Source organism: Pseudomonas sp. 01L34, from assembly GCF_056400265.1.
In genome coordinates this window covers 173,124-200,108 of sequence record NZ_JBFTSX010000002.1, presented here as the reverse complement: position 1 = coordinate 200,108, position 26,985 = coordinate 173,124, and the positions used below count along the sequence as shown (strand labels likewise).

General features: G+C 59.8%; 25 protein-coding genes. 14 read left to right on the top strand and 11 right to left on the bottom strand.

Annotation, left to right across the window (positions count from 1 at the left end; all coding sequences use genetic code 11):
* The first annotated feature begins 1 nt into the window (after window position 1).
* Both AC1DQM_RS05300 and ubiT read left to right on the top strand, forming a co-directional pair.
* Window positions 2–892 carry a U32 family peptidase gene (locus tag AC1DQM_RS05300; protein ID WP_018927802.1) on the top strand — a complete coding sequence of 297 codons (891 nt, stop codon included), beginning with the start codon at window positions 2–4 and terminating at the stop codon, window positions 890–892.
* Window positions 886–1,356, top strand: coding sequence for a ubiquinone anaerobic biosynthesis accessory factor UbiT (gene ubiT, locus AC1DQM_RS05295; protein ID WP_019649068.1), 471 nt, complete (start codon window positions 886–888; stop codon window positions 1,354–1,356). The genes AC1DQM_RS05300 and ubiT overlap by 7 nt, the downstream gene beginning before the upstream one ends.
* 313 nt (window positions 1,357–1,669) lie before the next feature.
* On the opposite strand, the gene AC1DQM_RS05290 is transcribed toward ubiT, so the two are convergent.
* The 4 genes from AC1DQM_RS05290 to AC1DQM_RS05275 form a co-directional block, all read right to left on the bottom strand.
* On the bottom strand, window positions 1,670–2,056 hold the full coding sequence (locus AC1DQM_RS05290; protein WP_064617227.1) for a putative zinc-binding protein: 387 nt from the start codon (window positions 2,054–2,056) through the stop codon (window positions 1,670–1,672).
* Window positions 2,057–2,130: 74 nt separating this feature from the next.
* Window positions 2,131–2,805, bottom strand: a complete 675-nt coding sequence (locus tag AC1DQM_RS05285) for a Crp/Fnr family transcriptional regulator (protein WP_019649064.1) — start codon at window positions 2,803–2,805, stop codon at window positions 2,131–2,133.
* Between the two features lie 86 nt (window positions 2,806–2,891).
* Window positions 2,892–3,539 carry a two-component system response regulator NarL gene (narL, locus tag AC1DQM_RS05280; RefSeq protein WP_028940874.1) on the bottom strand — a complete coding sequence of 216 codons (648 nt, stop codon included), beginning with the start codon at window positions 3,537–3,539 and terminating at the stop codon, window positions 2,892–2,894.
* Window positions 3,536–5,338 (bottom strand): HAMP domain-containing protein, encoded by a 1,803-nt coding sequence (locus tag AC1DQM_RS05275; RefSeq protein ID WP_086945724.1) that lies wholly within the window; start codon window positions 5,336–5,338, stop codon window positions 3,536–3,538. The genes narL and AC1DQM_RS05275 overlap by 4 nt, the downstream gene beginning before the upstream one ends.
* A gap of 303 nt (window positions 5,339–5,641) precedes the next feature.
* On the opposite strand from AC1DQM_RS05275, the gene AC1DQM_RS05270 reads away from it, so the two are divergent.
* From AC1DQM_RS05270 to AC1DQM_RS05220, 11 genes are all read left to right on the top strand, one after another.
* Window positions 5,642–6,946 carry an MFS transporter gene (locus tag AC1DQM_RS05270; protein ID WP_111454556.1) on the top strand — a complete coding sequence of 435 codons (1,305 nt, stop codon included), beginning with the start codon at window positions 5,642–5,644 and terminating at the stop codon, window positions 6,944–6,946.
* Window positions 6,924–8,321: a NarK family nitrate/nitrite MFS transporter gene (locus AC1DQM_RS05265; RefSeq protein ID WP_111454555.1), complete on the top strand. Its 1,398-nt coding sequence runs from the start codon at window positions 6,924–6,926 to the stop codon at window positions 8,319–8,321. Before AC1DQM_RS05270 ends, AC1DQM_RS05265 begins: the two co-directional genes overlap by 23 nt.
* Before the next feature lie 68 nt (window positions 8,322–8,389).
* Window positions 8,390–12,163 carry a nitrate reductase subunit alpha gene (locus tag AC1DQM_RS05260; protein WP_138867332.1) on the top strand — a complete coding sequence of 1,258 codons (3,774 nt, stop codon included), beginning with the start codon at window positions 8,390–8,392 and terminating at the stop codon, window positions 12,161–12,163.
* Window position 12,164: 1 nt separating this feature from the next.
* Window positions 12,165–13,703 (top strand): nitrate reductase subunit beta, encoded by a 1,539-nt coding sequence (gene narH / locus AC1DQM_RS05255; protein WP_018927811.1) that lies wholly within the window; start codon window positions 12,165–12,167, stop codon window positions 13,701–13,703.
* A 2-nt stretch (window positions 13,704–13,705) separates the two neighbouring features.
* Window positions 13,706–14,461, top strand: coding sequence for a nitrate reductase molybdenum cofactor assembly chaperone (gene narJ, locus AC1DQM_RS05250; protein WP_138867333.1), 756 nt, complete (start codon window positions 13,706–13,708; stop codon window positions 14,459–14,461).
* Window positions 14,454–15,134: a respiratory nitrate reductase subunit gamma gene (gene narI / locus AC1DQM_RS05245; protein ID WP_018927813.1), complete on the top strand. Its 681-nt coding sequence runs from the start codon at window positions 14,454–14,456 to the stop codon at window positions 15,132–15,134. The genes narJ and narI overlap by 8 nt, the downstream gene beginning before the upstream one ends.
* A 10-nt stretch (window positions 15,135–15,144) precedes the next feature.
* Window positions 15,145–16,101, top strand: coding sequence for a peptidylprolyl isomerase (locus AC1DQM_RS05240; RefSeq protein ID WP_138867334.1), 957 nt, complete (start codon window positions 15,145–15,147; stop codon window positions 16,099–16,101).
* Between the two features lie 25 nt (window positions 16,102–16,126).
* A complete protein-coding gene (gene moaA, locus AC1DQM_RS05235) occupies window positions 16,127–17,119 on the top strand; it encodes a GTP 3',8-cyclase MoaA (RefSeq protein ID WP_138867335.1) in 993 nt (330 codons plus the stop codon).
* Window positions 17,120–17,446: 327 nt separating this feature from the next.
* The gene (locus AC1DQM_RS05230; protein WP_138867336.1) at window positions 17,447–19,462 is read left to right on the top strand and encodes a ribonucleoside triphosphate reductase; all 2,016 of its coding nucleotides are present in this window, start codon (window positions 17,447–17,449) and stop codon (window positions 19,460–19,462) included.
* A 32-nt stretch (window positions 19,463–19,494) separates the two neighbouring features.
* Window positions 19,495–19,662, top strand: a complete 168-nt coding sequence (gene nrdD, locus AC1DQM_RS05225; protein WP_018927817.1) for an anaerobic ribonucleoside-triphosphate reductase — start codon at window positions 19,495–19,497, stop codon at window positions 19,660–19,662.
* Entirely contained in the window at window positions 19,659–20,354 is a 696-nt protein-coding gene (locus AC1DQM_RS05220) for an anaerobic ribonucleoside-triphosphate reductase activating protein (RefSeq protein ID WP_178114250.1), read from the top strand. The genes nrdD and AC1DQM_RS05220 overlap by 4 nt, the downstream gene beginning before the upstream one ends.
* Before the next feature lie 16 nt (window positions 20,355–20,370).
* Here the strand turns inward: AC1DQM_RS05220 and AC1DQM_RS05215 are convergent, their stop codons facing one another.
* From AC1DQM_RS05215 to AC1DQM_RS05200, 4 genes are read right to left on the bottom strand one after another with little or no spacing between them, the layout of a single operon-like run.
* A complete protein-coding gene (locus tag AC1DQM_RS05215) occupies window positions 20,371–21,750 on the bottom strand; it encodes a 4Fe-4S binding protein (RefSeq protein ID WP_138867337.1) in 1,380 nt (459 codons plus the stop codon).
* A complete protein-coding gene (locus AC1DQM_RS05210) occupies window positions 21,738–22,592 on the bottom strand; it encodes an FTR1 family iron permease (protein WP_192379037.1) in 855 nt (284 codons plus the stop codon). The genes AC1DQM_RS05215 and AC1DQM_RS05210 overlap by 13 nt, the downstream gene beginning before the upstream one ends.
* A gap of 22 nt (window positions 22,593–22,614) precedes the next feature.
* Window positions 22,615–22,947: a cupredoxin domain-containing protein gene (locus AC1DQM_RS05205; RefSeq protein WP_477745886.1), complete on the bottom strand. Its 333-nt coding sequence runs from the start codon at window positions 22,945–22,947 to the stop codon at window positions 22,615–22,617.
* Window positions 22,948–23,472 (bottom strand): iron transporter, encoded by a 525-nt coding sequence (locus tag AC1DQM_RS05200; protein ID WP_138867339.1) that lies wholly within the window; start codon window positions 23,470–23,472, stop codon window positions 22,948–22,950.
* A 224-nt stretch (window positions 23,473–23,696) separates the two neighbouring features.
* Between AC1DQM_RS05200 and AC1DQM_RS05195 the strand changes: the two genes are divergently transcribed.
* Window positions 23,697–23,909, top strand: coding sequence for a DUF3079 domain-containing protein (locus tag AC1DQM_RS05195; protein ID WP_018927823.1), 213 nt, complete (start codon window positions 23,697–23,699; stop codon window positions 23,907–23,909).
* Window positions 23,910–24,020: 111 nt separating this feature from the next.
* Here AC1DQM_RS05195 and antC read toward each other — a convergent pair whose 3' ends face one another.
* The 3 genes from antC to antA are packed head-to-tail and all read right to left on the bottom strand — an operon-like array spanning window position 24,021 to window position 26,946.
* Window positions 24,021–25,052: an anthranilate 1,2-dioxygenase electron transfer component AntC gene (gene antC, locus AC1DQM_RS05190; RefSeq protein WP_138867340.1), complete on the bottom strand. Its 1,032-nt coding sequence runs from the start codon at window positions 25,050–25,052 to the stop codon at window positions 24,021–24,023.
* 18 nt (window positions 25,053–25,070) lie between these two features.
* Window positions 25,071–25,559 (bottom strand): anthranilate 1,2-dioxygenase small subunit, encoded by a 489-nt coding sequence (gene antB, locus AC1DQM_RS05185; protein WP_018927825.1) that lies wholly within the window; start codon window positions 25,557–25,559, stop codon window positions 25,071–25,073.
* Window position 25,560: 1 nt separating this feature from the next.
* Entirely contained in the window at window positions 25,561–26,946 is a 1,386-nt protein-coding gene (gene antA / locus AC1DQM_RS05180) for an anthranilate 1,2-dioxygenase large subunit (RefSeq protein WP_086945715.1), read from the bottom strand.
* Window positions 26,947–26,985: the final 39 nt, after the last annotated feature.

Here is a 26,985-nt window from a genome sequence, read left to right as displayed (position 1 = left end):
CATGAAGCTCAGCCTGGGACCGGTCCTGTTTTATTGGGACAAAGAGCAACTCAGCAACTTTTACGCCGACATGTCGACCTTGCCCCTGGACGTGATTTATCTGGGGGAAACCGTGTGCTCCAAACGCCGGGCCTTTTCCCTGGATCAATGGCTGGGGCTGGGGCGCGAGTTACAGGAATGCAGCCAGGCACAGTTGGTGCTTTCCAGCCTGACGCTGATCGAGGCTGCCTCCGAACTCTCCAGCCTGCGCCGGCTGTGCGACAACGGCGAGTTGTTGGTGGAGGCCAACGACATGGGCGCGGTGCATTTCCTGGCCGAGCGCAAGTTACCTTTCGTGGGCGGCCCGGCGCTCAATCTGTACAACGGCCACTCATTGGCACAATTACTCGACAGCGGAATGACTCGCTGGGTGCCGCCCGTGGAGTGTTCGGCGACGCTGATCAGCGACGTGATCGGGCAAGTGCGCGAGTTGGGCCGTGCAGTGCCGGAAGTTGAAATCTTCGCCTATGGGCATCTGCCGTTGGCCTATTCCGCCCGCTGCTTCACTGCCCGTGCAGAAAACCGGCCCAAGGACGACTGCCGGTTCTGCTGCATCAACTACCCCGATGGCCTGGCGCTGACCAGCCAGGAGGGGCAACCACTGTTTACCCTTAACGGTATTCAAACGATGTCGGCCGAGGTGACCAACCTGCTGGCCGATTACGCCGGACTGGTGGCCTGTGGTGCCGATCTGTTGCGCTTGAGCCCTCGTGCTCAGGGCATGGACGAAGTGATCGCGGCCTATCAACGGGTTCGTCTGGGCGAAACACCGCCGCTGTTCGTCGAAGGTTGCAATGGCTATTGGCATGGTCAGGCCGGCATGCTGCGCGTCGAGGAGGTTGGCCTGTGCTGAATCGAAAGAAGTGGCTGTTGAAAGGCGCCGACCGGTTGTTGCCACTGGTGCGCCGGGTGCCTTTTGCCGTGCAGCGCCTGGCGTTGCAGCAGGCGCTGAATCGCTGCCTCGCCGAGCCATTGCGCGAGGGCGAGTTCGAAGTGCTGCGCGGGCGCTGGCTGTGCTTGCGGATTCCGGACCTGGGTTTGTCCTGGTACCTGACACTCAGTCGTCAGGGCTTGCGGATTGCCGAGCACGCTACGGCGAACGTGACCATCAGCGGTAACTGGCGCGAATTTTTATTGCTGGCCAGCCGTCAGGAAGATCCGGACACGTTGTTCTTTCGCCGGCGACTGGTCATCGAGGGCGATACCGAACTGGGGCTGGCGCTGAAGAACCTGATCGACAGCCTTGACCCCGATGTTCTGCCTGTGTGGTTGTGGCGCAATCTGGAGCGGGCGGGGAAGGGCTTGGCGGCGGGATGACCAACGTAGATTAAATGTGGGAGCGAGCAGGTCGAATCGTCGCACCGCCGCTCCCACAGTTGGATTTTCGTTGGCCCTCAGGCCATCGTTTACTGTAATGCTGTTCACTTAAGCCGTAATGCGATCTGTAGCAGCTGTCGAGCCTGCGAGGCTGCGTTCGGCGGCGAAGCCGTCGTGAATCCGGCTAGTGCGGTCTGCCTGACACGCCGCAATCACTGGTTTGACGACGGCTTCGCCGCCGAACGCAGCCTTCGGCAGCTGCTACAAGGAATGCGTCGCGGCTGAAATTGCTTAAGTGAACAGCATTAATCGTTTACTGGCGGCTTCCGTGCTGTCGGGCATCACTGGCAATCAACTGCCTGATCCCTTCAAACAACTCATCACTCTGCGCCAGCGTGCAGTCCTCGCCATAGCGTTTGCGCAGCCCGTAGTGGCTGAGGATCAGGTGCACGTCCGCGTGCAGGCCATGTTGCTTGAGGCAGTTCTCGACGCATTGCAGCGGGCAGCCGTCCAGCGCGAAGATCCGGCGCCCCGAGCGCGCTTTGTTGACCAGCGCTGCCACATGCCCGCCGACACCAACGATGCAGGACATTTCAGCGAGACCACTGCGATCCAGGCGCACGGCCAGGGTGTTGGCCAGTTGGGCGACGTTGGAGCAGCCTGAGCAGGAGTAAACCAAAGGCAGGGTTGAACGGGGCATTTGCACTCTCCGTGGATGGGCTCTGTCAGTGTGCAAGAGGTGTGGATGGGTACCTTGATGACGGTCAATTCCGGCTATTGGAAAGCGGCCAGTTCCTCTTCAGCGAGGATGCTGATGTGGCGTCGCTCCATGGCAATCAGGCCGCTTTCCACCAGGCGATGCAGTATCCGCGAAAAGGTTTCCGGCTGAATTCCCAGCTTCGACGCCACCAGGCGTTTGGACATCTGCAAGACAATCTGGCCGGTCACCGGGTGGCGTTCCTGGAACAGGAAATTGATCACCCGACGGCTCGCACTGGCCATGGTCAAGGTATCGATATCGCGCAGACGCAGGTGCAGGTGAACGCTCATGCTCGCCAGGATGGCCAGGCAGACTTTCGGCTGGTCCTCCAGGGCATTGCGGTAATGGTTGCCGTCGATGCTCACCAGCACGCTGTCCTTCAGCGCGGTGGCGCTCACCGGATACAGACGAGCCTGGCTGAACAGCAAGGCTTCGGCAAAAGTCTGGCCGGGCTGAATGATCTCCACCAGGTTCTCCTGGCCTTCGCCGGTGAGCCGGTACAACTTGACCTGGCCGCTGACCAGCAGGAAAAAACGCCTGGCCGGATCCCCTTGATGCATGAGCGTACTGTGACAACTCAGGCGCTTGAGCATGGCCAGGCTGCAGACTTCCTCGAAGACTTTCTCCGGCAGTTGGCTGAACAGATGATGACGGCGCAACGTTAAAACGATGGAAGGGTGAGTCAGCATGGCGTACCTCCGCTGACGGCCATAGTAGAGAGCGCAGGCTTGATGACCTATGCCTCTGCAGGCCTACCTCCAAAGAGGAATACCCTTCAGCCGGCGTTGCGCAGATGTTCCATGGCCCACACCGCCGCCTCTACTCGTGAGCGCAAGCCGAGTTTGTGCAACAGGTTTTTGACGTGAACCTTGACCGTGCCTTCGGTGATGCCCAGTTTGTGCCCGATGACCTTGTTGCTGAAGCCGCTGGCGATGGTTTTCAGCACCTGACGCTCACGCTCGGTCAGTTCCACCACGGCCTGACGCGCAGGAGCACGCAGTGCTTGCGCCATGACTTGGGTCAGTCCCGGGCTGATTACCAACGCGCCGTTCAGGGCATCGCGGATGTACTGAATCAACAGTTCGGGCTCCATGTCCTTGAGCAGATAGCCGTCGGCATCCAGGCGCAGTGCATCGCGAATATCGTCTTCGGCGTCCGATACCGTAAACAGCAGCACTTTGCCGGTGTAGTGCATGGCTCGTAGTCGGCGCAGGGTTTCGATGCCATTCATTTGCGGCATGTTGTTGTCGAGCAAAACCAGGTCCGGTTGAAGCGGCTCAATGAGACTGAGTGCTTCTTCACCCTGGCTGGCTTCGCCGACGATCAGGAAATCATCTTCGAGTTCGAGCATCTGGCGAATGCCGTGACGCATCATCGGGTGATCGTCTACCAGCAGGATTTTGTGTTGTGGGGACAGGGTCATGTGGCGCTACCTTCTGTTTGCTGCCCGAGAAACTCCGGGTGGAATTCCAGTTGGACACGGGTGCCTTGGGGCTCCCTGGAAAATATCTGCAGTTGGCCGCGCAAGCTGCGAGCCCGCTCATCCATGATGTTCAGGCCGTGGTGTTCGCGCTGGTCGACGTTGCCACTGAACCCACGCCCGTCGTCTTCGACCGACAACCTGACGGTCTCGCCATCCTGGCGCAGTTGCAGCCAGGCGTTTTGCGCATGGGCGTGGCGCAGGCAGTTGGAGAGCGCCTCGCGGGTGATCTGCAAAATGTGGATTTGTTCGCTGGCCGATAGTTGAAAGGCCAGCGTGTCGACGTGCAGGTGCACCTGGAATTCTCCGCGACGGGAAAACTCCTCGGCCGTGTCCTTGAGTTCCTGTACCAGTCCCGCGTCGTGAATCTGCAAGCGAAACGTGGTCAGCAACTCGCGCAACTGGCGATAGGCATTGTTCAGTCCCTCGCGCAATTCGCTGGTGACGGTTTCCAGGGTCTGGACCGGTTCGCCCCGGCGCATCAGGGTTTGCATGCGGCTGACTTGCAGCTTCATGTAGGACAGGGCCTGGGCCAGTGAATCGTGCAGCTCGCGGGCGATGATCGTGCGTTCTTCGAGCAGCAGCAGGCGATGATCCTGTTCCCGTTGACGCTTGAGCGAGAGCGAGGTGCCGATCAGATTGGCCAGGGCCTGGATCAGTTGGGTTTCCCAGGCTTGCATGGGGTGCCCGTCGACAAAGTGCGCCTTGAGCTCCCCCAGTTCACTGCCCTGGTTGCTGATGCTGAAGATTTGCGGGTTGGTTTTAGGGTGTCTCTGGCACGTGGCGCAGTCGCTACTGGCGCAGACTTCCCGGATGTTTGCGCCATGCAGGGCGAGCAACTGCTGGGCCGGTGCCTGCATTTGTCCCTGCAGGCACAGCGACAGGCGCAAGCCGGGCAGGCGTTGCTGGAAGCGTCGAATCAACTCGTCCAGCCCCTCGGCATTGGCCAGGCGTGTGGCCAGGCTTCGGCTGCTTTGATACAGAAGCTCCAGGGCGGCATTGGCTTGTTGCAGGTTCAGGGTTTTTTGCCGGACCTGACTTTCCAGGGTGCGATGCGACTCTTCGATCGTCTCGGCCATGGTGTTGAAACTCATGGCCAACTGGCCCAGCTCATCCTCGGACTGATGGTTGACCCGCACCTTGAAGTCGCCGCGACGAAAGCGCTGGGTTGCATCCACCAACTCCTTCAAAGGGGTAACGACGCCGTACTGCAGTTCGTAGAGCCCGAGCAGCAGGACGATCATGGTGGTGAACAGGGCCAGGCCCTGGATCGCCTGTTGCCAACCTTGCTTTTGTTCGCTTTGGCGCTGCAACAGATCGACGAACTGGTTCAGTTGCTCAACGAAGGACTGCGCCTGGGCCTGAAAGGCCGCCGCATCGCCGCGCTCCAGTGCCGGACGCAAATCCTCATTCCAGTGTTGCTGGATTTGCCCATAACTGAGTTGCAATGCGGTGGTCGGGCCATCTTCCAGTACCGCTTTGAGAGAGTGGCTGTCCAAGCGGTTTTGCAGGCTGTCGATGATGGTGGTGATTTCTTCGTCGGCGACGCCAGCGGCGAGTTTCCAGCTCAGGTGATAGGTCTCCATGCGCACCGAGCCTGCGGTGTTGATGGCAGCGGCATCGCCCTGGCTGAACCAGGCGATCAGCCCGGCGCTCAATGAACTGGCGAGCGCCAGCACGGCGATCAGGATCACCGCCAGCCCGGCGCGAGCGGGCAGGGAGCTGCGCAACCAGCGGATCATCGGCGCAGGTCCGGGAAAGCGATAAGAAAACAGAGCATGCACGTTCCAGCGTGGGGTTTTGCCGCCGTTCCTGGGCGAGCTACCTCTAAAGAGTTGTCGACAGTTCCTTGTCGGCAAAAGCGTGGGTTGAAACCCTTAACAAGCTGATAAATAAAGGTTTTCAAGGTTTTCTTGCACTACCTCCTTGGAGGTAGGCGGGCTAAGCATAGGCTTAGGCCCTCATGGGCATCGTTGACCTGGGTCAAGTTTTTGCGGGGTTTGCCTCTCTAGTCTGCCGCCATGGCTAATTGACGGGAGAGCATTGTGACCCAACCGCGTGTACGACAAGGCTTGGTGCTGGGCATGAGCACGCTGGCCTTCACTGTGTGCTTCATGGTCTGGATGATGTTTGCCGTGCTCGGGGTGCCGATCAAGGAATTGCTCCAGCTCAACGAAACCCAATTCGGCCTGCTGGCCGCGACCCCGGTGCTGACCGGCTCGCTGGTGCGTTTGCCGCTGGGGTTGCTGACCGACCGATTTGGCGGGCGCAGCGTGTTTTTCCTGCTGATGCTGACTTGCGTCACGCCGCTGTACTTGATCAGTCACGCCACCGCCTACTGGCAGTTCCTGGTACTGGGTTTGTTCGTCGGCCTGGCCGGTGGCTCGTTTTCCGTTGGGATTGCCTACGTCGCCAAATGGTTCGACAAGGAGAACCAGGGCTTCGCCATGGGCATCTTCGGTGCCGGTAACGCCGGGTCGGCGGTGACCAAGTTCCTGGCCCCGGCGCTGATCGCCGCCGGCAGCTGGCAGCTGGTGCCGAAAGTCTTCAGTGCGATCTTGTTTATCACTGCGCTGCTGTTCTGGTTCCTGACCTCAGAAAACAAGGGCCATCGTAGTGCCACGGGCGCCAGCTTGCGTGAGCAACTGCGCTCACTGAAAGATCCTGCGGTGTGGCGCTACTGCCAGTACTACTCGATCGTCTTCGGCGGCTACGTTGCCCTGGCACTGTGGATGACCAAGTACTACGTGCAGGAATACGGTTTCAGCTTGCAAAGCGCGGCGCTGCTGGCGGCCTGTTTCTCCCTGCCCGGCGGCGTACTGCGCGCCGTCGGCGGCTGGATGTCGGATCGCTGGGGGGCGCAAAGCGTGACCTGGTGGGTGTTGTGGGTCAGCTGGATCTGCCTGTTCCTGCTCTCGTATCCCCAGACCCAACTGCAAGTGCAGACCATCGACGGCCCGCTGGATTTCCACATTGGCCTGAGCCCTGCGCTGTTCACCGTGCTGCTGTTCGTCATGGGCATCGCCTTCGCATTCGGCAAGGCCTCGGTCTTCAAGTACATCGCCAATGACTACCCGAAAAACATGGGCGCGGTGTCCGGCATCGTCGGCCTGGCGGGTGGCCTGGGCGGTTTCGTGCTGCCGATCCTGTTCGGCGCCCTGGTGGACCTCACCGGCGTGCGCTCTTCCTGCTTCATGTTGATGTACGGCGTGGTCTGGGTCTCCCTCACCTGGATGTACTTCAGCGAAATACGCAAAAGCCCGGTGCTTGGTAAAGAGCCGCTGCTGATCCCGTCCCCGATTTCCAGCATTGCCCAAGGAGAAGAACATGTCCGTTCTGCAAACGCCTGACAAAGGCCCGGTCATTCATGACTGGCGCCCCGAGGACCCCGCGTTCTGGGGAAGTAGCGGCAAACAGACCGCCACTCGCAACTTGTGGATTTCCATTCCTGCGCTGTTGTTGGCCTTTGCGGTGTGGATGGTCTGGAGCACGGTGATTGTGCGCTTGAACGCCATCGGCTTCAGCTTCACCACCGACCAACTGTTTTGGCTGGCGGCATTGCCGGGGCTGTCCGGTGCGACCTTGCGGGTCTTCTATTCCTTTATGGTGCCGATCTTCGGCGGCCGGCGCTGGACTGCCCTGAGCACCGCGTCGCTGCTGTTGCCATCGATCTGGATGGGCTTCGCCGTGCAGGACCCGAGCACCTCATACAGCGTGTTCGTAGTGATTGCCTTGCTCTGCGGTTTCGGTGGCGGCAACTTCGCCTCGAGCATGTCCAACATCAGCTTCTTCTATCCCAAGTCCCAACAGGGCACAGCTCTGGGCCTCAACGCCGGACTGGGCAACCTGGGCGTCTCGGTGATGCAGTTCTGCGTGCCGCTGGTGATTACCTTCGGTGTGTTCGGCTTCATGGGTGGCTCGCCGCAAGCGTTGCCGGACGGCGGTCAGTTGTGGCTGCAGAACGCCGGGTTCATCTGGGTGCCATTTATCGTCCTGGTGACAGTGTTGGCCTGGTTCGGCATGAATGACCTGTCCAGCGCCCGGGCCTCGTTCAGCGAACAGGCGGTGATCTTCAAGCGCAAGCACAACTGGCTGATGTGCTGGTTGTACCTGGCGACCTTCGGTTCGTTCATCGGCTTTTCCGCCGCGTTTCCGCTGCTGATCAAAACCTCCTTTCCGGATGTCATTGCCTTGAAATTCGCCTTCCTCGGCCCACTGGTTGGCGCTCTGGTGCGGCCATTGGGTGGCTGGCTGGCGGACAAGCTCGGTGGCGCGAAAGTGACCCTGTGGAACTTCGTGGCGATGATCGCGATGGTCTTCGGCGTGATGCACTTCTTGCCGCAGAACGGCGCGGGCGGCAGCTTCTACGGCTTCCTCGGCTTGTTCATGCTGCTGTTCATCACCACTGGCGTGGGCAACGGCTCCACCTTCCGGATGATCCCGGTGATCTTCCGCACGCAGCACGAAAAAGCCTCGGCCGGGAAATCGCCAGCCGTGCGTGAACAGGCGCTCAAGGATGCCGGCAAGGAATCGGCCGCCGTCCTGGGCTTCAGTTCGGCCATGGGCGCCTTCGGTGCGTTCTTCATTCCCAAATCCTTCGGCACTTCGATGGCCCAGACCGGCGGCCCTGAGATGGCCTTCTACATGTTCGTCGTTTTTTACCTGAGCTGCATCGTGGTGACCTGGTGGTGGTACGCGCGCAAAGGCGCCGCGACACCCTGCTGAGACGACCTGAATCCAACCATTGCGTGGGCGGGGCACAGAACCCCGCAGCAAGCCTGAGAGGACACACCGTGAGTCATTTACTGGATCAACTGCGGTTTTTCAATCGCAAGCAAAACGAGTTTTCCGATGGTCATGGAGAGACTCGCAAAGAGTCTCGCGACTGGGAGAACGTCTACCGTTCGCGCTGGCAGTACGACAAGATCGTGCGTTCCACCCATGGGGTGAACTGCACCGGCTCGTGCTCGTGGAAAATCTACGTCAAGAACGGCCTGATCACCTGGGAAACCCAGCAGACCGATTACCCGCGCACCCGCAACGATTTGCCTAACCACGAACCCCGCGGTTGCCCGCGTGGCGCCAGTTACAGCTGGTACATCTACAGCGCCAACCGCCTCAAGTACCCGAAAATCCGCAAGCCGTTGCTCAAGCTCTGGCGCGAGGCGCGGCAGACCATGGCGCCGGTGGAAGCCTGGGCCAGCATTGTCGAGAACAAGGCCAAGGCCGACTCCTATAAAAGCAAGCGCGGCATGGGGGGCTTCATTCGCTCCAACTGGGAGGAAGTCAACGAGATCATTGCCGCGTCCAACGTCTACACCATCAAGCAATACGGCCCGGACAGGATCGTCGGTTTCTCGCCGATTCCGGCCATGTCGATGGTCAGCTATGCCGCGGGTTCGCGTTATCTGTCGCTGATCGGCGGTGCGTGCCTGAGTTTCTATGACTGGTACTGCGACTTGCCACCGGCCTCGCCGATGGTCTGGGGCGAGCAAACCGACGTGCCGGAATCGGCCGACTGGTACAACTCCAACTACATCATTGCCTGGGGCTCCAACGTCCCGCAGACCCGTACCCCCGATGCGCACTTTTTTACCGAAGTCCGTTACAAGGGCACCAAGACCGTCGCCATCACCCCCGACTACTCGGAAGTCGCCAAGCTCACCGACCTGTGGCTCAACCCCAAGCAGGGTACCGATGCGGCGCTGGCCCAGGCGTTCAATCATGTGATCTTCAAAGAGTTTCACCTGGACAAACCGAGCGCGTATTTCACCAACTACGCCAAGCGCTTCACCGATTTGCCGGTGCTGGTGCTGCTCAAACAAATGGTCGACAAGGCGCCGGGCGCCGGTTACCAGCCGGACCGTTTCTTGCGCGCCTCGGACCTTACCGACAACCTCGGCCAGGAAAACAACCCGGAATGGAAAACCATCGCGCTGGATGTCAGCGGTGAACTGGTTTCTCCTCAGGGCTCCATCGGTTATCGCTGGGGCGAGAAGGGCAAGTGGAACATCCTGCCTCGTGAAGGCGGTGAAGGGCGTGAGATCGATCTGAAGCTGAGCCTGATCGGCGATGACGTCGCCGAAGTGGCGTTCCCGTATTTTGCCGGCGAGTCCCACGAGCACTTCCAGCACGTCGCTGGCGATGCCGTGCAATACCGCCGCGTGCCGGTGCACAACGTGGTACTGGCCGATGGCAGTGTGGCCAAAGTCGCCACTGTGTTCGACCTGTCGGCCGCCAATCTGGCGATCGATCGTGGCCTGGGTGGCGCTAACGTCGCCAAGGACTACAACGATGCAAGCGTACCCGGCACCCCGGCCTGGCAGGAGCAGATCACCGGCGTCAGCCGCGAGAAAGCGATCCAGATCGCCCGCGAGTTCGCCGATAACGCCGACAAGACCAAGGGGCGCTCGATGATCATCGTCGGCGCGGCGATGAACCACTGGTACCACATGGACATGAACTACCGCGGGCTGATCAACATGCTCATGCTCTGCGGGTGTGTCGGCCAGACCGGTGGCGGTTGGGCGCACTATGTCGGTCAGGAAAAACTGCGTCCGCAATGCGGCTGGCTGCCCCTGGCGTTCGGCCTGGACTGGAACCGTCCGCCACGGCAGATGAACGGCACCAGCTTCTTCTACGCCCACAGTTCGCAATGGCGCCACGAGAAAATGAGCATGCACGACGTGCTCTCGCCGCTGGCCGATAAATCACAGTTTCCCGAGCATGCCCTGGACTACAACATCCGTGCCGAACGCGCCGGCTGGTTGCCCAGCGCACCGCAACTCAACACCAACCCGCTGCACATTTGCCGCGATGCCGCGGCAGCCGGCATGGACCCGAAAGACTACGTGGTCAAGTCGCTGCAAGACGGCTCGCTGCGCTTCTCCTGCGAACAGCCGGACAGCCCGGTGAACTTCCCGCGCAACATGTTTATCTGGCGTTCCAATCTGCTGGGCTCCTCGGGCAAGGGCCACGAGTACATGCTCAAGTACCTGCTCGGCACCAAGAATGGGGTGATGAACGAAGACATCGGCCAGGTCGGGGATTGCAAACCCGAAGAAGCCGAATGGGTGGACGAGGGCGCCATCGGCAAGCTCGATCTGGTCACCACACTGGATTTCCGCATGTCCTCGACCTGCGTCTATTCCGACATCGTCTTGCCGACCGCGACCTGGTACGAAAAGGACGACATGAACACCTCGGACATGCACCCGTTCATTCACCCGTTGTCGGCCGCCATCGACCCGGCGTGGGAATCGCGTTCCGACTGGGAAATCTACAAAGGCATCGCCAAGGCCTTTTCCAGCATGGCTGAAGGGCATCTGGGCGTTGAGAAGGACCTGGTGACCATCCCGCTGATGCACGACAGCGTCGGTGAACTGGCTCAACCTTTTGGCGGCACCGACTGGAAAAGCGCCGGCGTGGCCCCCGTGCCAGGCAAGAACGCGCCGAACCTGCATGTGGTGGAGCGTGATTACCCGAACATTTACAAGCAGTTTTCCTCGCTGGGGCCATTGCTGGAAAAACACGGCAACGGTGGCAAGGGCATCAACTGGAACACCGACGCCGAAGTGAAATTCCTCGGTGCGCTCAATCACCGCGAAGGGGCTGCCGGGATCAGTCATGGCCGGCCGAAAATCGACTCGGCGATCGATGCTGCTGAAGTGATTCTGTCCCTGGCGCCGGAAACCAACGGCCATGTTGCCGTCAAGGCCTGGGCTGCGTTGTCGGAATTTACCGGCATCGATCACAGCCACCTGGCGTTATCCAAGGAACACGAGGCGATCCGATTCCGCGACATTCAGGCGCAGCCGCGCAAGATCATTTCCAGCCCTACCTGGTCGGGTCTCGAAGACGATCACGTCAGCTACAACGCCGGCTACACCAACGTTCACGAAGCCATCCCATGGCGCACCATCACCGGTCGCCAGCAGTTCTACCAGGATCACCCGTGGATGCAGGCATTCGGCGAGCAACTGATGAGTTACCGCCCGCCGGTCAACACCCGCACCATTGCAGGGGTGAAAGGCAAGCGCAGCAACGGCGAGACCGAAATCGTCCTGAACTGGATTACTCCGCACCAGAAATGGGGCATCCACAGCACTTACAGCGACAACCTGCTGATGCTGACCCTCAGCCGCGGCGGGCCGATTGTCTGGCTCTCGGAGAACGACGCGAAACGCGCCGGCATCGAAGACAACGACTGGATCGAATGCTTCAACGCCAACGGCGCGCTGACCGCACGAGCGGTGGTCAGCCAGCGGGTCAAGGACGGCATGGTGATGATGTACCACGCCCAGGAACGGATCGTGAACGTGCCTGGTTCGGAAACCACCAAGACCCGTGGCGGCCACCACAACTCGGTCACCCGCGTGGTGCTCAAACCGACCCACATGATCGGTGGCTATGCGCAGCAGGCCTACGGTTTCAACTATTACGGCACGGTCGGTTGCAACCGCGATGAATTCGTCGTGGTACGCAAAATGGCCAAAGTCGACTGGCTCGATGGCTCAAACGGCGATGACCTGCCGCGTCCTCTGCCGACCGATATCGAGGAGAACTGAGATGAAGATTCGCTCACAGATCGGCATGGTGCTGAACCTGGACAAGTGCATCGGTTGCCACACTTGTTCGATTACCTGCAAGAACGTCTGGACCAGCCGCGAAGGCATGGAATACGCCTGGTTCAACAACGTCGAATCGAAACCCGGCATCGGTTACCCGAAAGAATGGGAAAACCAGGACAAGTGGAAGGGCGGCTGGATCCGCAATGCCAACGGCACGATCAACCCGCGCATCGGCGGTAAATTCCGGGTCTTGGCGAATATTTTCGCCAACCCGGACCTGCCGAGCCTCGACGATTACTACGAACCGTTCGACTTCGATTACCAGCACCTGCATACCGCGCCGCTGGGCGAGCATCAGCCCACTGCGCGCCCGCGTTCGCTGATCTCTGGCAAGCGCATGGAGAAAATCGAATGGGGCCCGAACTGGGAAGAAATCCTCGGCACCGAATTCGCCAAGCGCCGCAAGGACAAGAACTTCGACAAGATCCAGGCGGACATTTACGGCGAATACGAAAACACCTTCATGATGTATTTGCCGCGCCTGTGCGAGCACTGCCTCAACCCGGCGTGCGCAGCGTCGTGCCCGAGCGGGGCGATCTACAAGCGTGAAGAAGACGGCATTGTGCTGATCGACCAGGAAAAATGCCGTGGCTGGCGGATGTGCATCAGCGGCTGCCCGTACAAGAAGATCTATTTCAACTGGAAAAGCGGCAAGTCCGAGAAGTGCATCTTCTGCTACCCGCGTATCGAAGCCGGGATGCCGACTGTTTGCGCCGAAACCTGTGTCGGGCGTATCCGTTACCTCGGTGTGCTGCTGTATGACGCCGACCGCATCAGCGAAGTGGCGAGCACCGCCAATGAGCAAGACCTGTACGAGAAACAACTGGAGATCTTCCTCGATCCGAATGACCCGGCAGTGATTCGCCAGGCCCTGGCCGATGGCGTACCGCAGTCGGTGATTGATTCCGCCCAGCGTTCGCCGGTCTACAAAATGGCCGTGGACTGGAAACTCGCACTGCCGCTGCACCCGGAATACCGCACCTTGCCAATGGTCTGGTACGTGCCGCCGCTGTCGCCGATCCAGAACGCCGCCACTGCCGGCACCGTGGGCATGAACGGGGTGATCCCGGATGTCGACAGCCTGCGTATTCCACTGAAGTACCTGGCGAACCTGCTGACAGCGGGCGATGAAAAACCGGTCAAGCGCGCACTTAAACGCTTGCTGGCGATGCGCGCCTACAAACGTTCCGAGCAAGTCGATGGCGTTCAGGACCTGCAAGTGTTGAAGGACGTCGGCTTGAGCGTGGCCCAGGTCGAAGAGATGTATCGCTACCTGGCGATTGCCAACTATGAAGACCGCTTTGTGGTACCGAGTGCCCACCGTGAAGACGCCATGAGCGACGCCTTTGCCGAGCGCTCCGGTTGCGGCTTCAGTTTCGGCAGCGGTTGCAGCGGCAGCTCCGACACCAACATGTTCGGTGCGAAGAAAGCCAACCGCCGCGACGTCCTGAAAACCGTCCAGTTGTGGGAGGAGTGAGTATGCAAATTCTCAAAGTGATTTCGCTGCTGCTCGACTATCCGACCGAGACGCTGATTGGCGGGCGCGACGAACTGGAGCAGGCGATCATCCAGTCACGGGAAATCAGCCCTAAACAGCGCGGTGCGTTGTTCGAATTGCTGGAGTTGATCTGCGCCAATGACCTGATGGACGGGCAGGAGCACTACGGCGCGCTGTTCGGCCGGGGGCGTTCGCTGTCGTTGCTGTTGTTCGAGCATGTGCACGGCGAATCCCGCGATCGTGGCCAGGCCATGGTCGACATGATGGCGCAATACGAAGCCGCCGGTTTTGCCATCGGCGTCAAGGAGCTGCCGGACTATATCCCGCTGTACCTGGAGTTCCTGTCCACCCGCGAAGACCTCGAGGCCCGCGAGGGCCTGGCGGATGTTTCGCACTTGCTGGCCTTGCTCGCGGCGCGTCTGGAAGAGCGCGAAAGCGCCTATGCCAGTTGCTTCCGGGCGTTGCTGCAAATCGCCGGGGCCGAGCCGCATCAGGCGGTGGCCGACCTGCGGGCGCAGGTGGCGTCGGAACCGCGCGACGACTCCCTCGAAGCCCTCGACAAGATCTGGGAAGAGGAGGCCGTGGACTTTCTCCAGGCCGAACAGCAAGACCGTTGCAGTTCGTTGCCTGGCGCCCCGGGCAAGGCCCGGGAAGAAAGCGCCGTGCCGTTGCACTGGGTGGATTTTCAGCATGAAGGGTTGGCCACCGTGCCAGCCAAGGAGGTAGGCAATGTCTAAATGGAACCTGTTGTTGTTCGGGATCTATCCCTATGTCGCTTTGGCGATTTGCCTGATTGGCAGTTGGGCCCGTTTCGATCTGTCGCAGTACACCTGGAAGGCTGGCTCCAGCCAGATGCTCAACCAGCGCGGCATGCGCGTGGCGAGCAACCTCTTCCACATCGGTGTGCTGTTTGTACTGGCCGGGCATTTCGTCGGCCTGCTGACGCCTGCATCGGTTTATCACCATGTGATCAGCACCGAGAACAAGCAGTTGCTGGCGATGGTCTCCGGCGGGCTCTTCGGCCTGCTGTGCCTGATCGGCTTGCTGATGCTGGTCAATCGGCGGCTCACCGATCCTCGGGTACGTGCCGCCTCCAGCGCTTCGGACATTTTGATTCTGCTGGTGCTGCTGGTGCAGTTGCTGCTCGGTTTGCTGACGATTGCAGCGTCCACCGCGCACATGGACGGCTCGGTGATGGTGATGCTCGCCGACTGGGCGCAGAACACCGTGCTGTTGCGGCCGATGGAAGCGGCGGCGTCCATTGCGCCGGTCGGGCTGACCTACAAGCTGCATGTGTTTCTAGGCTTGACCCTGTTCGTGTTGTTCCCCTTCACCCGTCTCGTACACATCGTCAGTGCACCGATCTGGTACCTGGGGCGTCGTTATCAAATCGTTCGGCAGAAAGTCTGAGGAGAACATCATGTCAGGTGGATGTGGATGTGGCGGCGGTAACGGCGGCAGCGGTGGCTGCGGTTCTTCTAAAAATGCAGAGTCTTCGGTACCGGAAGTTGTCGACATCGCGCAGTTTGAAGCACTGCCGGTCGAGCCGGCGGCGGCCGAGGACGCCCCGGTGCAGTTGATCGCCAGCAGCGAACAGGAGTGGCCGATCATCAGCGTCAACGGGGTGTCGATCACGCCTGAGGCAATGGCCCAGGAGCTGCAATATCACCCGGCCGAAAGCCGTGAAGAGGCGGTCTATCTGGCCGCCAGGGCACTGGTGATCCGCGAATTGTTGCAGCAGCGCATTGCCGAACTCGGCCTGGCTCTGGAGATCGGCGCTGGTGAGAACGAAGAAGAAGCGGCCACGCGTTTGTTGCTCGAACGCGAGGTGCACGTGCCGCAGTGCGACGAGGAAACCAGCCTGCGCTACTACGAAAACAATCGCGGGCGCTTTCACAGCGCGCCGTTGCTGGCGGTGCGACACATCCTGCTCGAGTGCGCGCCGGATGATGTCGAGGCTCGCAGCCTTGCGCATGCTCAGGCCGAGATATTGCTGCAACGTCTGGAGGATTTCCCCGGCAGTTTCGCCGAGCTGGCGGTGAAATATTCGGCCTGCCCGTCGAAGGCTCAAGGCGGTTCTCTGGGGCAGATCAGCAAGGGCCAGACCGTGCCGGAACTGGAGCGTCAGCTGTTCACGCTGGCGCCCGGCCTGGCCAGTAAACCGCTGGAAAGTCGCTACGGCTGGCATGTGGTGAGTGTCGATCAGCGGATTGAAGGCATGCCGTTGCCTTATGAAGTGGTGTCGACGGCGATCCGCACGCAGTTGCAGCAGGGCGTCTGGCAAAAAGCGCTGGTGCAGTACCTGCAAACCCTGATCGGAGCGGCGGATATTCGTGGCATCCACTTGCAGGGCGCCGACTCACCGTTGGTGCAGTGAGCATCGAGACAAACCGGGAGATGTGATGAACGCTGTCATGCAGGATGGTTTTGGACGGCAGATCGATTATCTGCGGATGTCGGTGACGGACCGTTGTGATTTTCGTTGTGTGTATTGCATGGCGAAAAACATGACCTTCCTGCCGCGTCAGCAGGTCCTGACGCTGGAGGAGTTGCAGCGCCTGGCAACGCTGTTCGTCGGGTTGGGCGTCCGCAAAATCCGCCTCACCGGCGGCGAGCCGCTGATTCGTCCGGGCATTGTCGAACTGTGCCGCAACATCGCCGCATTGCCCGGTTTGCGCGAACTGGTGATGACCAGCAACGGCTCGCAGCTGGGCCGTCTGGCCCGGCCGTTGGCGGAGGCAGGCGTCAAGCGGATGAACATCAGCCTCGATAGCCTGGACGGGCAGAAGTTTCGCGCGATCACCCGCAACGGCGATCTCGATCAGGTGCTGGGCGGCATTGAGGCGGCGCGGGACGCAGGGTTTGAGCGGATCAAGCTCAACTGCGTGGTGATGAAGGGGCGCAACTTCGATGAAGTCCCGGCGTTGGTGCAGTACGCCATCGATCAGCGCATCGATATCAGTTTCATCGAAGAAATGCCGTTGGGCGATGTCGGCAGGTCACGGGGTGAATCGTTTTGTTCCAGCGATGAAGTGCGGGCATCGATCGCCGCTCAACATCGGTTGCTCGACAGTACGGAAAACAGCGGCGGACCGGCGCGCTATGTGCGTCTGGAACGCCATCCCGATACCCGGATCGGTTTCATTTCACCCAACAGCCATAACTTCTGCGGCACCTGCAACCGGGTGCGGATGACCGTTGAAGGGAAGCTGTTGCTCTGTCTGGGCCAGGACGACGCGCTGGATTTGCGTGGATTGTTGCGGCGTTATCCGCTGGACGACCAGCCGCTGATCAATGCGGTGCAAAAGGCTTTGCGCGGCAAGCCATTGCGCCACGACTTCAACCCCGAAGGGGAGGTGCAGATTGTGCGGTTCATGAACATGAGTGGCGGTTGAGCTGTTCTGTTAAGGAAAGAGTTTGCTAAACACAATACTTGTGGCGAGGGAGCTTGCTCCCGCTGGGTTGCGAAGCAACCCTAAATGAGGCACCACGATTATTCAGACAAATCGAGCTTGCAGGATTGCGACCGCTTCGCGGCCGAGCGGGAGCAAGCTCCCTCGCCACAGTGTTCGCACCGATTTTTCCTTCACCGCCTTCGGGCGGTTTTTTTCACCGGCAAATCTTGATGTCGATCAATTGCAGAACAGCACTTTGTCCGTAGTCTTCACTGCATGTTGTGTTTGATTGTGTCTGAACATCTATATGTAGTATCTGGAGGCCAAATGCAGAGCACGCTGATCTCAGTGGGATGTAACCGCTTGCACAAACGCGATGGCAGTCTGGTTGCCTTCGATGCCGACAAGATCCGCCAGGCGTTGATCGCCGCCGGCAAGGCAACCGGGGAGTACACCGAGGTTGAGGTTGAAGGCCTGCTTCAGGCGGTACTCGCCCGACTGGAAGGGCTGCCAAGGTTGCACGTCGAGCAGATTCAGGATCGGGTCGAACGGGTATTGATGGATGCCGGTTACTTCTTCGCCATGCGCGCCTACATCGTCTACCGCGAACAGCACGGGCGTTTGCGTCGTGACCGCCGGACCATGGTCGAGGTGGCGACTTCTATGAATGAGTACCTGGACCGTGAAGACTGGCGGGTCCAGGCCAACGCCAATCAGGGCTACTCCCTGGGCGGGCTGGTGTTGAACGTGTCGGGCAAGGTCACCGCCAACTACTGGCTGGACGAGGTGTACAGCGAGGCCATCGGCCAGGCCCATCGCGAGGCGGATTTGCATGTGCACGACCTGGATATGCTCGCCGGTTACTGTGCCGGTTGGTCGCTGCGTACTCTGTTGCACGAGGGGCTCAACGGTGTGCCGGGGCGTGTCGAAGCCGGCCCGCCAAAGCACTTGAGCAGTGCCCTGGGGCAAATGGTGAATTTTCTCGGCACCCTGCAGAACGAATGGGCCGGTGCCCAGGCGTTCAGTTCATTCGACACCTACCTGGCGCCTTACGTGCGCAAGGACCGGCTGAGTTACCAGGAGGTGCGCCAGGCGATCCAGGAGTTCATCTACAACCTCAATGTGCCGTCACGCTGGGGCACCCAGACGCCGTTCACCAACCTGACCTTCGACTGGGTTTGCCCGCAGGATTTGCGTGAGCAGATACCCGTCATCAACGGTGAGGAGATGCCGTTTGCCTATGGTGACCTGCAAGTCGAAATGGACCTGCTCAACCGCGCGTACATCGAGGTGATGCAGGCTGGCGACGCGAAAGGGCGAGTGTTCACCTTTCCGATCCCGACCTACAACATCACCCATGACTTTCCGTGGGACAGTGACAACGCCGACCGTCTGTTCGAGATGACGGCGCGGTACGGTTTGCCGTATTTCCAGAACTTCCTCAATTCGGACATGCAGCCCAATCAGGTGCGTTCGATGTGCTGCCGGTTGCAGCTCGATGTGCGCGAGTTGCTCAAGCGCGGCGGTGGCTTGTTCGGTTCGGCGGAACAGACCGGATCGCTCGGCGTGGTGACCATCAACTGTGCACGCCTGGGCTATGTGTTCAAGGGCAACACCAGTGGCTTGTTGCAACGCCTGGACACGCTGATGGAGCTGGCGATGGAGAGCCTGGAGGTCAAGCGCAAGGTCATTGCGCACCACATGGATGCCGGTTTGTACCCTTACACCAAGCGCTACCTGGGCACCTTGCGTAACCATTTTTCCACCATCGGCCTCAACGGCCTGCATGAAATGCTGCGCAATTTCACTGGCGACGAGGAGGGCATGCACACCGAACATGGCCGACAGTTTGCCCTGAATCTGCTGGACCATGTGCGCGCCACCTTGCTGCGTTTCCAGGAGGAAACCGGTCATCTCTACAACCTGGAAGCGACACCGGCGGAGGGCACCACCTACCGCTTCGCCAAGGAAGACCTCAAGCGCTATCCGGACATTCTCCAGGCGGGCAGTACGCAGGCGCCGTATTACACCAACTCCTCGCAACTGCCCGTGGGCTACACCGAAGACCCCTTCGAGGCCCTTGAACTTCAAGACGAACTGCAATGCAAATACACCGGCGGCACGGTCTTGCACCTGTACATGGCCGAGCGGATTTCCTCGGTGCAGGCCTGCAAGCAACTGGTGCGCAAGGCCCTTGGACGTTTCCGCCTGCCGTACCTGACCGTGACCCCGACGTTCTCCATCTGCCCGGTGCACGGCTACCTCGATGGCGAACATGAGTTCTGCCCCAAATGCGACGAGGCCCTGTTGCTACAAGAACAGAAGGCCGGCGCTGTTCATTGATTTTGATCCACTCAACTGCAAGGAGCTTCACCATGACTGCATCGCAACCACTGCCCCAGGCTCAACGTCAACGCTGCGAAGTCTGGACCCGGGTGATGGGCTATCACCGTCCTGTGTCGGCGTTCAATCCGGGCAAACAGTCGGAGCACCGCGAGCGGCTGCACTTCACTGAAAGCGCGGCACTGGCCGGGCGCCAATGAGTCGAATGCTTCGGGTCGGGGGCATGGTGCCCCTGACCACTATCGACTATCCGGGACAGCTCGCTTGCGTGCTGTTTTGCCAGGGTTGCGCCTGGCGTTGTCGTTACTGTCATAACCCGCAGCTGATTCCGCCTCGTGGCAGTGAGGAAGTGGATTGGCGGCGGGTGTTGGCGTTTCTGCAACGTCGTCAGGACCTGCTCGATGCCGTGGTGTTCAGCGGCGGTGAGCCAACCTTGCAGGACGGCTTGCTCGGTGCCATGGATGAAGTGCGGGACATGGGCTTTCGCATCGGCTTGCACAGCGCCGGCATCAAGCCTGCCGCCTTCGCCAAGGCACTCACGGGCGCGGATTGGGTCGGTTTCGACGTCAAGGCGTTGCCCGAAGATTGCCTGGCCATTACCCGGGTCGAGGGCAGTGGAACGGCTAACTGGCGCAGCCTTGAGCATCTGCTGGCCAGTGGTGTGGACTACGAATGTCGCACCACCGTGCATTGGCGTCTGTTCGAGCCGGCGCGTCTGCTGATCCTGGCAAAACGCTTGAGTGCGCTCGGCGTCAAACGCTTCGCCGTGCAACTGGTCCGCACTGAGCGGATGTTCGATTCGCTACTGCCAAGCATTTCGGCACAAGCCTTGTTGCCAGAGTTGTGGGAGGCCATGCGCGAGTTGTTCCCAGCCTTCGTGCTGCGGGGGTAACGGGGGCTGGGGAAACTCAAGCCCAGCCCCAGAACTGCAACCACCAGCCAAACCCGATCAGGGCGTTGGCGAGGAACAGGCAAACTCCACCCGACACGCGCCGAGCCAGGGGAATACCTTCGTGTTTCAGCCGTTTCCAACCCAGTAGCAGGCTCCACCCCATGGTGGCCAATAGCAGGCAGGCCCTGGCGGGTTGTACCCACTCCAGCAGCAGACCTTCATAACGCAGTAATTTGACGGTGGTGGCCGACAGCCCGAGAAACAGTCCGGCACCACCCACAGGCGTGAGTGTCAGCGCCAGAGGCCAATACAGTGCGCGATCTCGCGCCAGTCGGGCCGTCAGGCGCAGGAGCAGCATCAACGCCGTGCCGAGCATGATCGAACTCACACTCAAGTAAGCGACAATGCTGAAGCCGTCGAGCCAGCTGAAGCTGTCGTTGAGTTGCGGGTAATGGGTCAGCAACCACCAGGGGGCGTTGTCCCGTAAGGCCCAGAGCTGGTTGTGTTCCACCAGCCACTGGGCCAGGGTTTGTTTGAGGGCGATAAACCATGGGCTGACCGTCCACTGAAACGCGCCCATGGCCAAGCCGATCACGCCGAACAGCAGCAAGCGTGTATCCCAAGGGGACAGCGCCTGCGCGGTTGCGTGAAGAATCTCCTGATTGCTGGAGCGGGCGATCAGCTGCACGGCGCCGCGTTGCCCGCTGCAGCGTCCGCAGGCGTGGCAATCACTGGCGCCTTGCAGGCGACGGATATCGAGCAGGGGAGCGCAGTTGGGGGGCGGCAGGCGTGGCGCGGCATTCTCTATCCAGCGTTGCTCATTGACCTGAAAGTGCACGGGGGCCAGCCTTGCGAGCAGGGCGAAAACCCCGCTGACCGGGCACAGGTAACGGCACCAGACCCGCTTGCCCCGGGCAAACAACAACCCGACGATGACCGCTGCGACGGTCGAGCCACCCAGAATCAACAGTGCGGCCTGGGCGTAGTCATAGACGCTGATCAATTGGCCGTAGAGGGTCGTCAGGCAGAACGCCAATGTGGGCCAACCGCCCCAACGCAACCAACGCGGCACACCCAGGCCTTTGCCGTAATGACTGGCCCATTCGCTGAGCGAACCTTCCGGGCACAGAACGCCACACCAGAGTCGACCGAAGCACACCATCGACAGCAACACGAACGGCCACCAGATTCCCCAGAATAAAAACTGCGCGAGCAAGGTCAGGTTGTCGAGTATCCGTGCCTGGCTGTCCGGCAGCGGCAACAGCGCCGGGGTCACCAACAGCACTGCGTAAAACACTACGACAGCCCACTGCAGCGCCCGGATGACGGACGCATGGCGACGCATCCCGTCACCCAGGCGCTGGAGCCATCGATTGTGCCGGCTCAGGTCAGGCATGGGACTTTCTCCGCAGTCCGTTGGCGGAGCCAGGCGCTGACGACCAGCCAGTAACCGACCCACACCAGTAAGGTCATGCCGCTGGGTGTTGCGCGATAACCGACAAAACTGGCCAGAAAACCACCCAATCCATGGCTATCGCTCAGCCACGCGCTGCCGTCCCAAAGCGATTCGCCTACGAGGCTGTAAACCACGTCCGGCACATCCAGGGCGAGCAGTTGGCCGCCGATTCGCTCGGTGCCGCTGACCAGCAACCCCGCGCCGAGCATGAGCAAGATGACTTCGCTGATGGCAAAGAATCGTTGCCATGAAATGAAGCGGCGACTGCTGTGCAGCAGCGTAATGGTCAGCGCGGACAACACCAGCCCCAACACGCCGCCGACGGCAAACAAACCGAGCTGCGGACCCCGCAATCGGGCGCCGGCGCCATAGAGAAATACCACCGTTTCGCTGCCTTCACGGCTGATCGCGAGCATGGCCAGCAGTAGTAGACCTGCGCCTCCTTGTCGAGCCAGGTGGCTATCGGCGTGCCGTCGCAAATCGTGGTTGAGGGTGCGCCCGTGACGGTGCATCCAGCCGACCATTTGCACCATTAACAGGCTGGCAAACAGTGCGAGTGCGGCCTGGAACCATTCACTGGCCGACCCGCTCATGGCCTCACCGGCAAACAGAATCAACACCGCCAGCAGGCCCGAGAGCATCAACCCCAGCACCACACCCGCCCACAGGTATTTGACCAAACGATGACGTTGGCCTTGCTGGCTGGCCCAGGCCTGGAGAATGCCGATCACCAGCAACGCCTCGACGCTTTCGCGCCAGACGATGAACATTGATTGATTCATGGAAGCTCCGTGCGCTAACAGGTTATTTCGCGAGGATGCCGCCCTCGGGCAATTGCGGATTGAACTCGTCGAAAAAGGGATAGTGGCCGGGCCTGAGCGGGTGAATGACGACGAAGGTTGTCACGCCCGGCGACAGTACCTTTTCAACCCGCAACGGCGTGCTCTCGAACTCGGCCGGCCCCTGACCGCTATTTTTCAGGACGATCTTGAAGCGCTGTCCGGCCGGGACCTCAAGCAAGGCAGGGGAGAAGTGGCCATCGCGCAGGGTCAGCTCAAAGCTCGGCAACTCGGCATGGGCCGTCAACGGCGCAACTGTTGCGGCCACGATCAGCCAGGCAAAATGCAGGCGCTTCATTCAATAGCCGCCTTTTTTACCGATGCCGGCGTAGATGAACTCGTAGTGCAGTTCGCAGCGTTCGAACCAGGGCGCCACACCGGTTTCCTTATCGGTGTGACGCCCGAGGGAGCCGTGACCGGTGGGTGGTAGCACGGTGAACGTCAGCCGATATTTGCCCGGCCCCAGCAGCTTCACATTGTCGCCATAGTGCGGGCCGTCATTGGCGACCATGGGATGGAAGTCACCCTTGATTTCGTCCGGGTTACCCGCTCTGCTCAAGTTGAACGAGACATTGAGGTAAGGCACGAAACTGCCTTCCTGAAAACCCTGTCGATTGTCCGCGGTGGCCCGAATGTCGGCTTCCAGGTGAACATCAGAATCGACAGTAGCCCGCATCATGCCAGCCGGGGCCATCTCGATCGGTTGCAGATACACCGCCCCGACTTCCAGTCCCTGACACAGCTGTGGTTCCCCGATCGGGTATTCCTTTGCGTGAGCCAGCGGTACGAGCAAGAGCAGGGCGAGTGAGAGGTGGGTACGCATAATGTCTTCCTGAGCACTGACGAGTAGGAACCCGAGTCTAGGAAGCTTTGCTGCGAACAATAATGATTGTTATCAAGTTTTGATCAATTAAACCGTTAGAAGCTTAGCTCCAGGATCGCGATAGGGAGAGCAGTCGCTAGATGTCGATTCTTGATATCCATCAAGGATGGTTTTGCACAATGGCTGTAGGTTGCAAGAACATCTCTCAATGACCGGAGATCGAAATGGCCAAGAACTTCCCCGTCAACCCCAAGCACCCCGAGCGGATCTGTTGGGGGTGCGACCGGTATTGTCCGGCCAAGTCCCTGGCATGCGGCAATGGCTCCGACCGTACGATGCATCCGGCCGAGATGTTCGGAGAAGATTGGTATTTGTCTGGAGACTGGGGCATCGAGCCCCTCATCGTCACAGACAAGACAGCGGATGATGGTGTCTAGTGCGCGCCAAACCTCGCAGATTCTTTGAGGAAGTGAGATTGGCTGCGACGTAGTCAGAAGATAAAAAAACAGGGAAATATCTGGATGCCTCTCCGGATATTTCCCTGTTGCTCAATGTGTGGAATTGCTATCGATAAACTTCTCGTAATACATCTGGAACTGCTCGATCTTCTGATCGTTGAACCAGGTTTTAATCGCGTCGACCATGGGCGGAGGACCGCACAGGTAGATGTCGAATGGGTTGGCGTCGAACGACTGACGGTCGAAGTGATCAGGAATCCACCCGGTTTTACCTTGCCAATCCACGGAGGGTTTCGAAACCACAAGGTGATAGTCGAAGTCGGCGATGCGGTCGCGATAATCAGCCAGGCGTTGAGTTTCGCACAGGTCATTGTCCTGCGTGACGCCATAGAACAGTTGGATCGGGTGCCCGCAGCCACCTTTTTCTGCAATGTTATCAAGCATCCCGAGGAAGGCCGACAGGCCGGTTCCTCCTGCCACCAGTACGAGAGGTTTGGTCACCTGACGTAGATAAAAGCTTCCCAATGGGGCCTCGAGCTCGAGTGTTTGACCGGGGCGGCAATGCTCACGGATGAAGTTGCTCATCACGCCATCAGGCAAGAGCCTGATGAGAAACTGCAATTGGTTGGTGGGGTTGGGGCGGTTGGCGAATGAGTAGGAGCGCCACTCACTGGTGCCCGGTACATGCAGTCGAGCGTATTGCCCCGGAAGAAAGTCCAATTGCTGCTGGTGGGCGCAAGCGTCCAGATGAAGGATCGCCGTGGTGGCCGACACCTGTTCTACACCGGTGATCACCGTTTGCAGTAACCGGGTTGCGCCAGCGTTGCACAAGCTCGAATCGAAGTCGAAATAGAACGACGCATCCGATTGCACGCGGGTCTGGCAAGAGAGCATTTTGCGTTGCGCCAGATCCTGCTCGGAAAGAGCCTCTTCATCGACGTAGTCTTGAGTGAATTGGCCTGATTCGCAGCGACCCTGGCAAGTGCCACAGACACCTTCGCGACAGTCCAGCGGGATGTTCACGCCATTGCGTAGCGCGGCGTCGAGCAGCAGTTCGTTGGGCTTGACCTCGAAGAACGAGGTCTTGCCATCTGCGAAGCTGAAAGCGACTTTATGGTTCATGACAGCGTGCCCCACAGTTCACAGGTGATAGAAATCAAGCACTGAGTTGATCGTGTCGTTGAGCAGCACGATGTGCTTGCGAGTGATCTTCCAGCTGTCTGCGTCCGCTTTGAGGTGGTAGGTCACATGGCCGTAGAACTGCTCGGACAGCCCTTGCCGGGTGTAGAGCGTGACCCAGGCGGCCTTGACTTCAAGCAAGCCGTTATCGATCTCCTTGATTCGCACATTGCTGATTTGATGCAAGGTGCGCGGCATCGGGTTTGAAGCCGCCGACTTGCCTGTGCGCAGACGAAATACCCGGTCTTCCAAACCGGAGCGGTTCGAGTAGTAAATCAGCGACATGCCGCGCTTGGGATCGGTGGTGTACACATGCTCCGACTCCCATTGCGGCAGGTGGAATTCGCTCTGTTCATCAAACAGGGCGATGTAGGCGTCCCAATCCTGTTGATCACACAGCTCGGCTTTGCGGTAGAGGAATTGTTCGACGGAATGTTGTAGTGCGCTCATTTCACACCTCCTTCAACTTCAGGGCTTTTTGTGCAAGACCTTGCAGAAGGAAGCGCTGCCAGGATCCGTGCTGATTGATGTAGAGCCCCTCATGCGTGAACTCGGTGCCGGTCAGTACCGGGTTGATGCCCAGAGCCTCGCTGTTCGGGGTGGGGCCTTCGACCCATTTCTCACTGCCGCGGGACACTTCGTTCCAGCGCTCGAGGCGGGCCTGGAATCCGCGTTGGGCTTCGCGAAACTCCACCAGGTCGTCGGGAGTGCCCATGCCTGAAACGTTGAAGAAGTCCTCGAACTGGCGGATCCGGTTTTCCCGATCTGCGTCGGACTCACCCTTGACGCCGATGCACTGGCTGGTGATCTCGGTCTTGTTCCAGGCCACTGGGCGCACGATACGCAGCTGTGAGCTGATCTGATCCATGAAGAACAGGCTTGGGTAGATGTTGAGATTGCGTAGACGGTGCATCATCCACTCGGCTTGTTGCTGGCCGTATTCCTTCACCAGACGCGGCATGACGCTGGCATACCCGGCGCGTACAGTCGGGTTGGGCATGTCGCTGAACAAGAGGCTGTGGCCATTCTTGAACGAGAACCAGCCGTCGTCGGTTTCGGCATCTCCGGCGCCCAACTTGCTGTAGTCCAGCGTGTCGGAGCCGCCGCCCTTGGCCGAGTTGACTTGCTGGCGATGCTGCACCGTGGAGACGTAGTTGTAGTGCACGGTGCTGACGTGATAACCATCCAGGCCGTTTTCGTGCTGCAGTTTCCAGTTGCCGTCATAGCTATAGGTCGACTTGCCGGGCAGTACTTCCAGCTCGCCGGTCGGAGACTGCGCGACCATCATGTCGAAGAACACTTTGGCATCGCCGAGGTAGTCCTCCAGCGAGTCGCTGCCATTGACGTCCAGGCTGATAAAGACGAAGCCCTTGTAGCTCTCGATCCGGGCCTTCTTCAGGCCGCGGGTTGCTTTATCGAAACCCTCCGGGTATTCACCTGGGGCCTTGACCTTGACCAGGCGGCCGTCACTTTTGTAACACCAGGCGTGGAACGGACAGGTAAAGGTAGATTGGTTGCCTTTGCTGACGCGAGTCAGGGTCGCGCCCCGGTGCTGGCAAGCGTTGATCAGCGCATGGAGCTGATTGCTCCCATCGCGGGTGATGATCATCGGCTGACGACCCGCGCGCATCGTCAGAAAATCATTGGGATTGGCGATTTCGCTCTCGTGGCAGGCGTAGATCCAGTTCTTCTCGAAGATCAGTTCCATCTCCAGGTCGAACAGTTCCGGCTCTGTGAACATGTCACGGGCGACGCGGTAAATACCTTCGGCCGGCCGAAAATCCAGGCAACCCTGAATGTAATCTTGCCACTGCGCAATGCTTCTAGAGCTGTTCATCAGGTACACCCTTTTTGTAGTTTTAGGCACGACCTGATT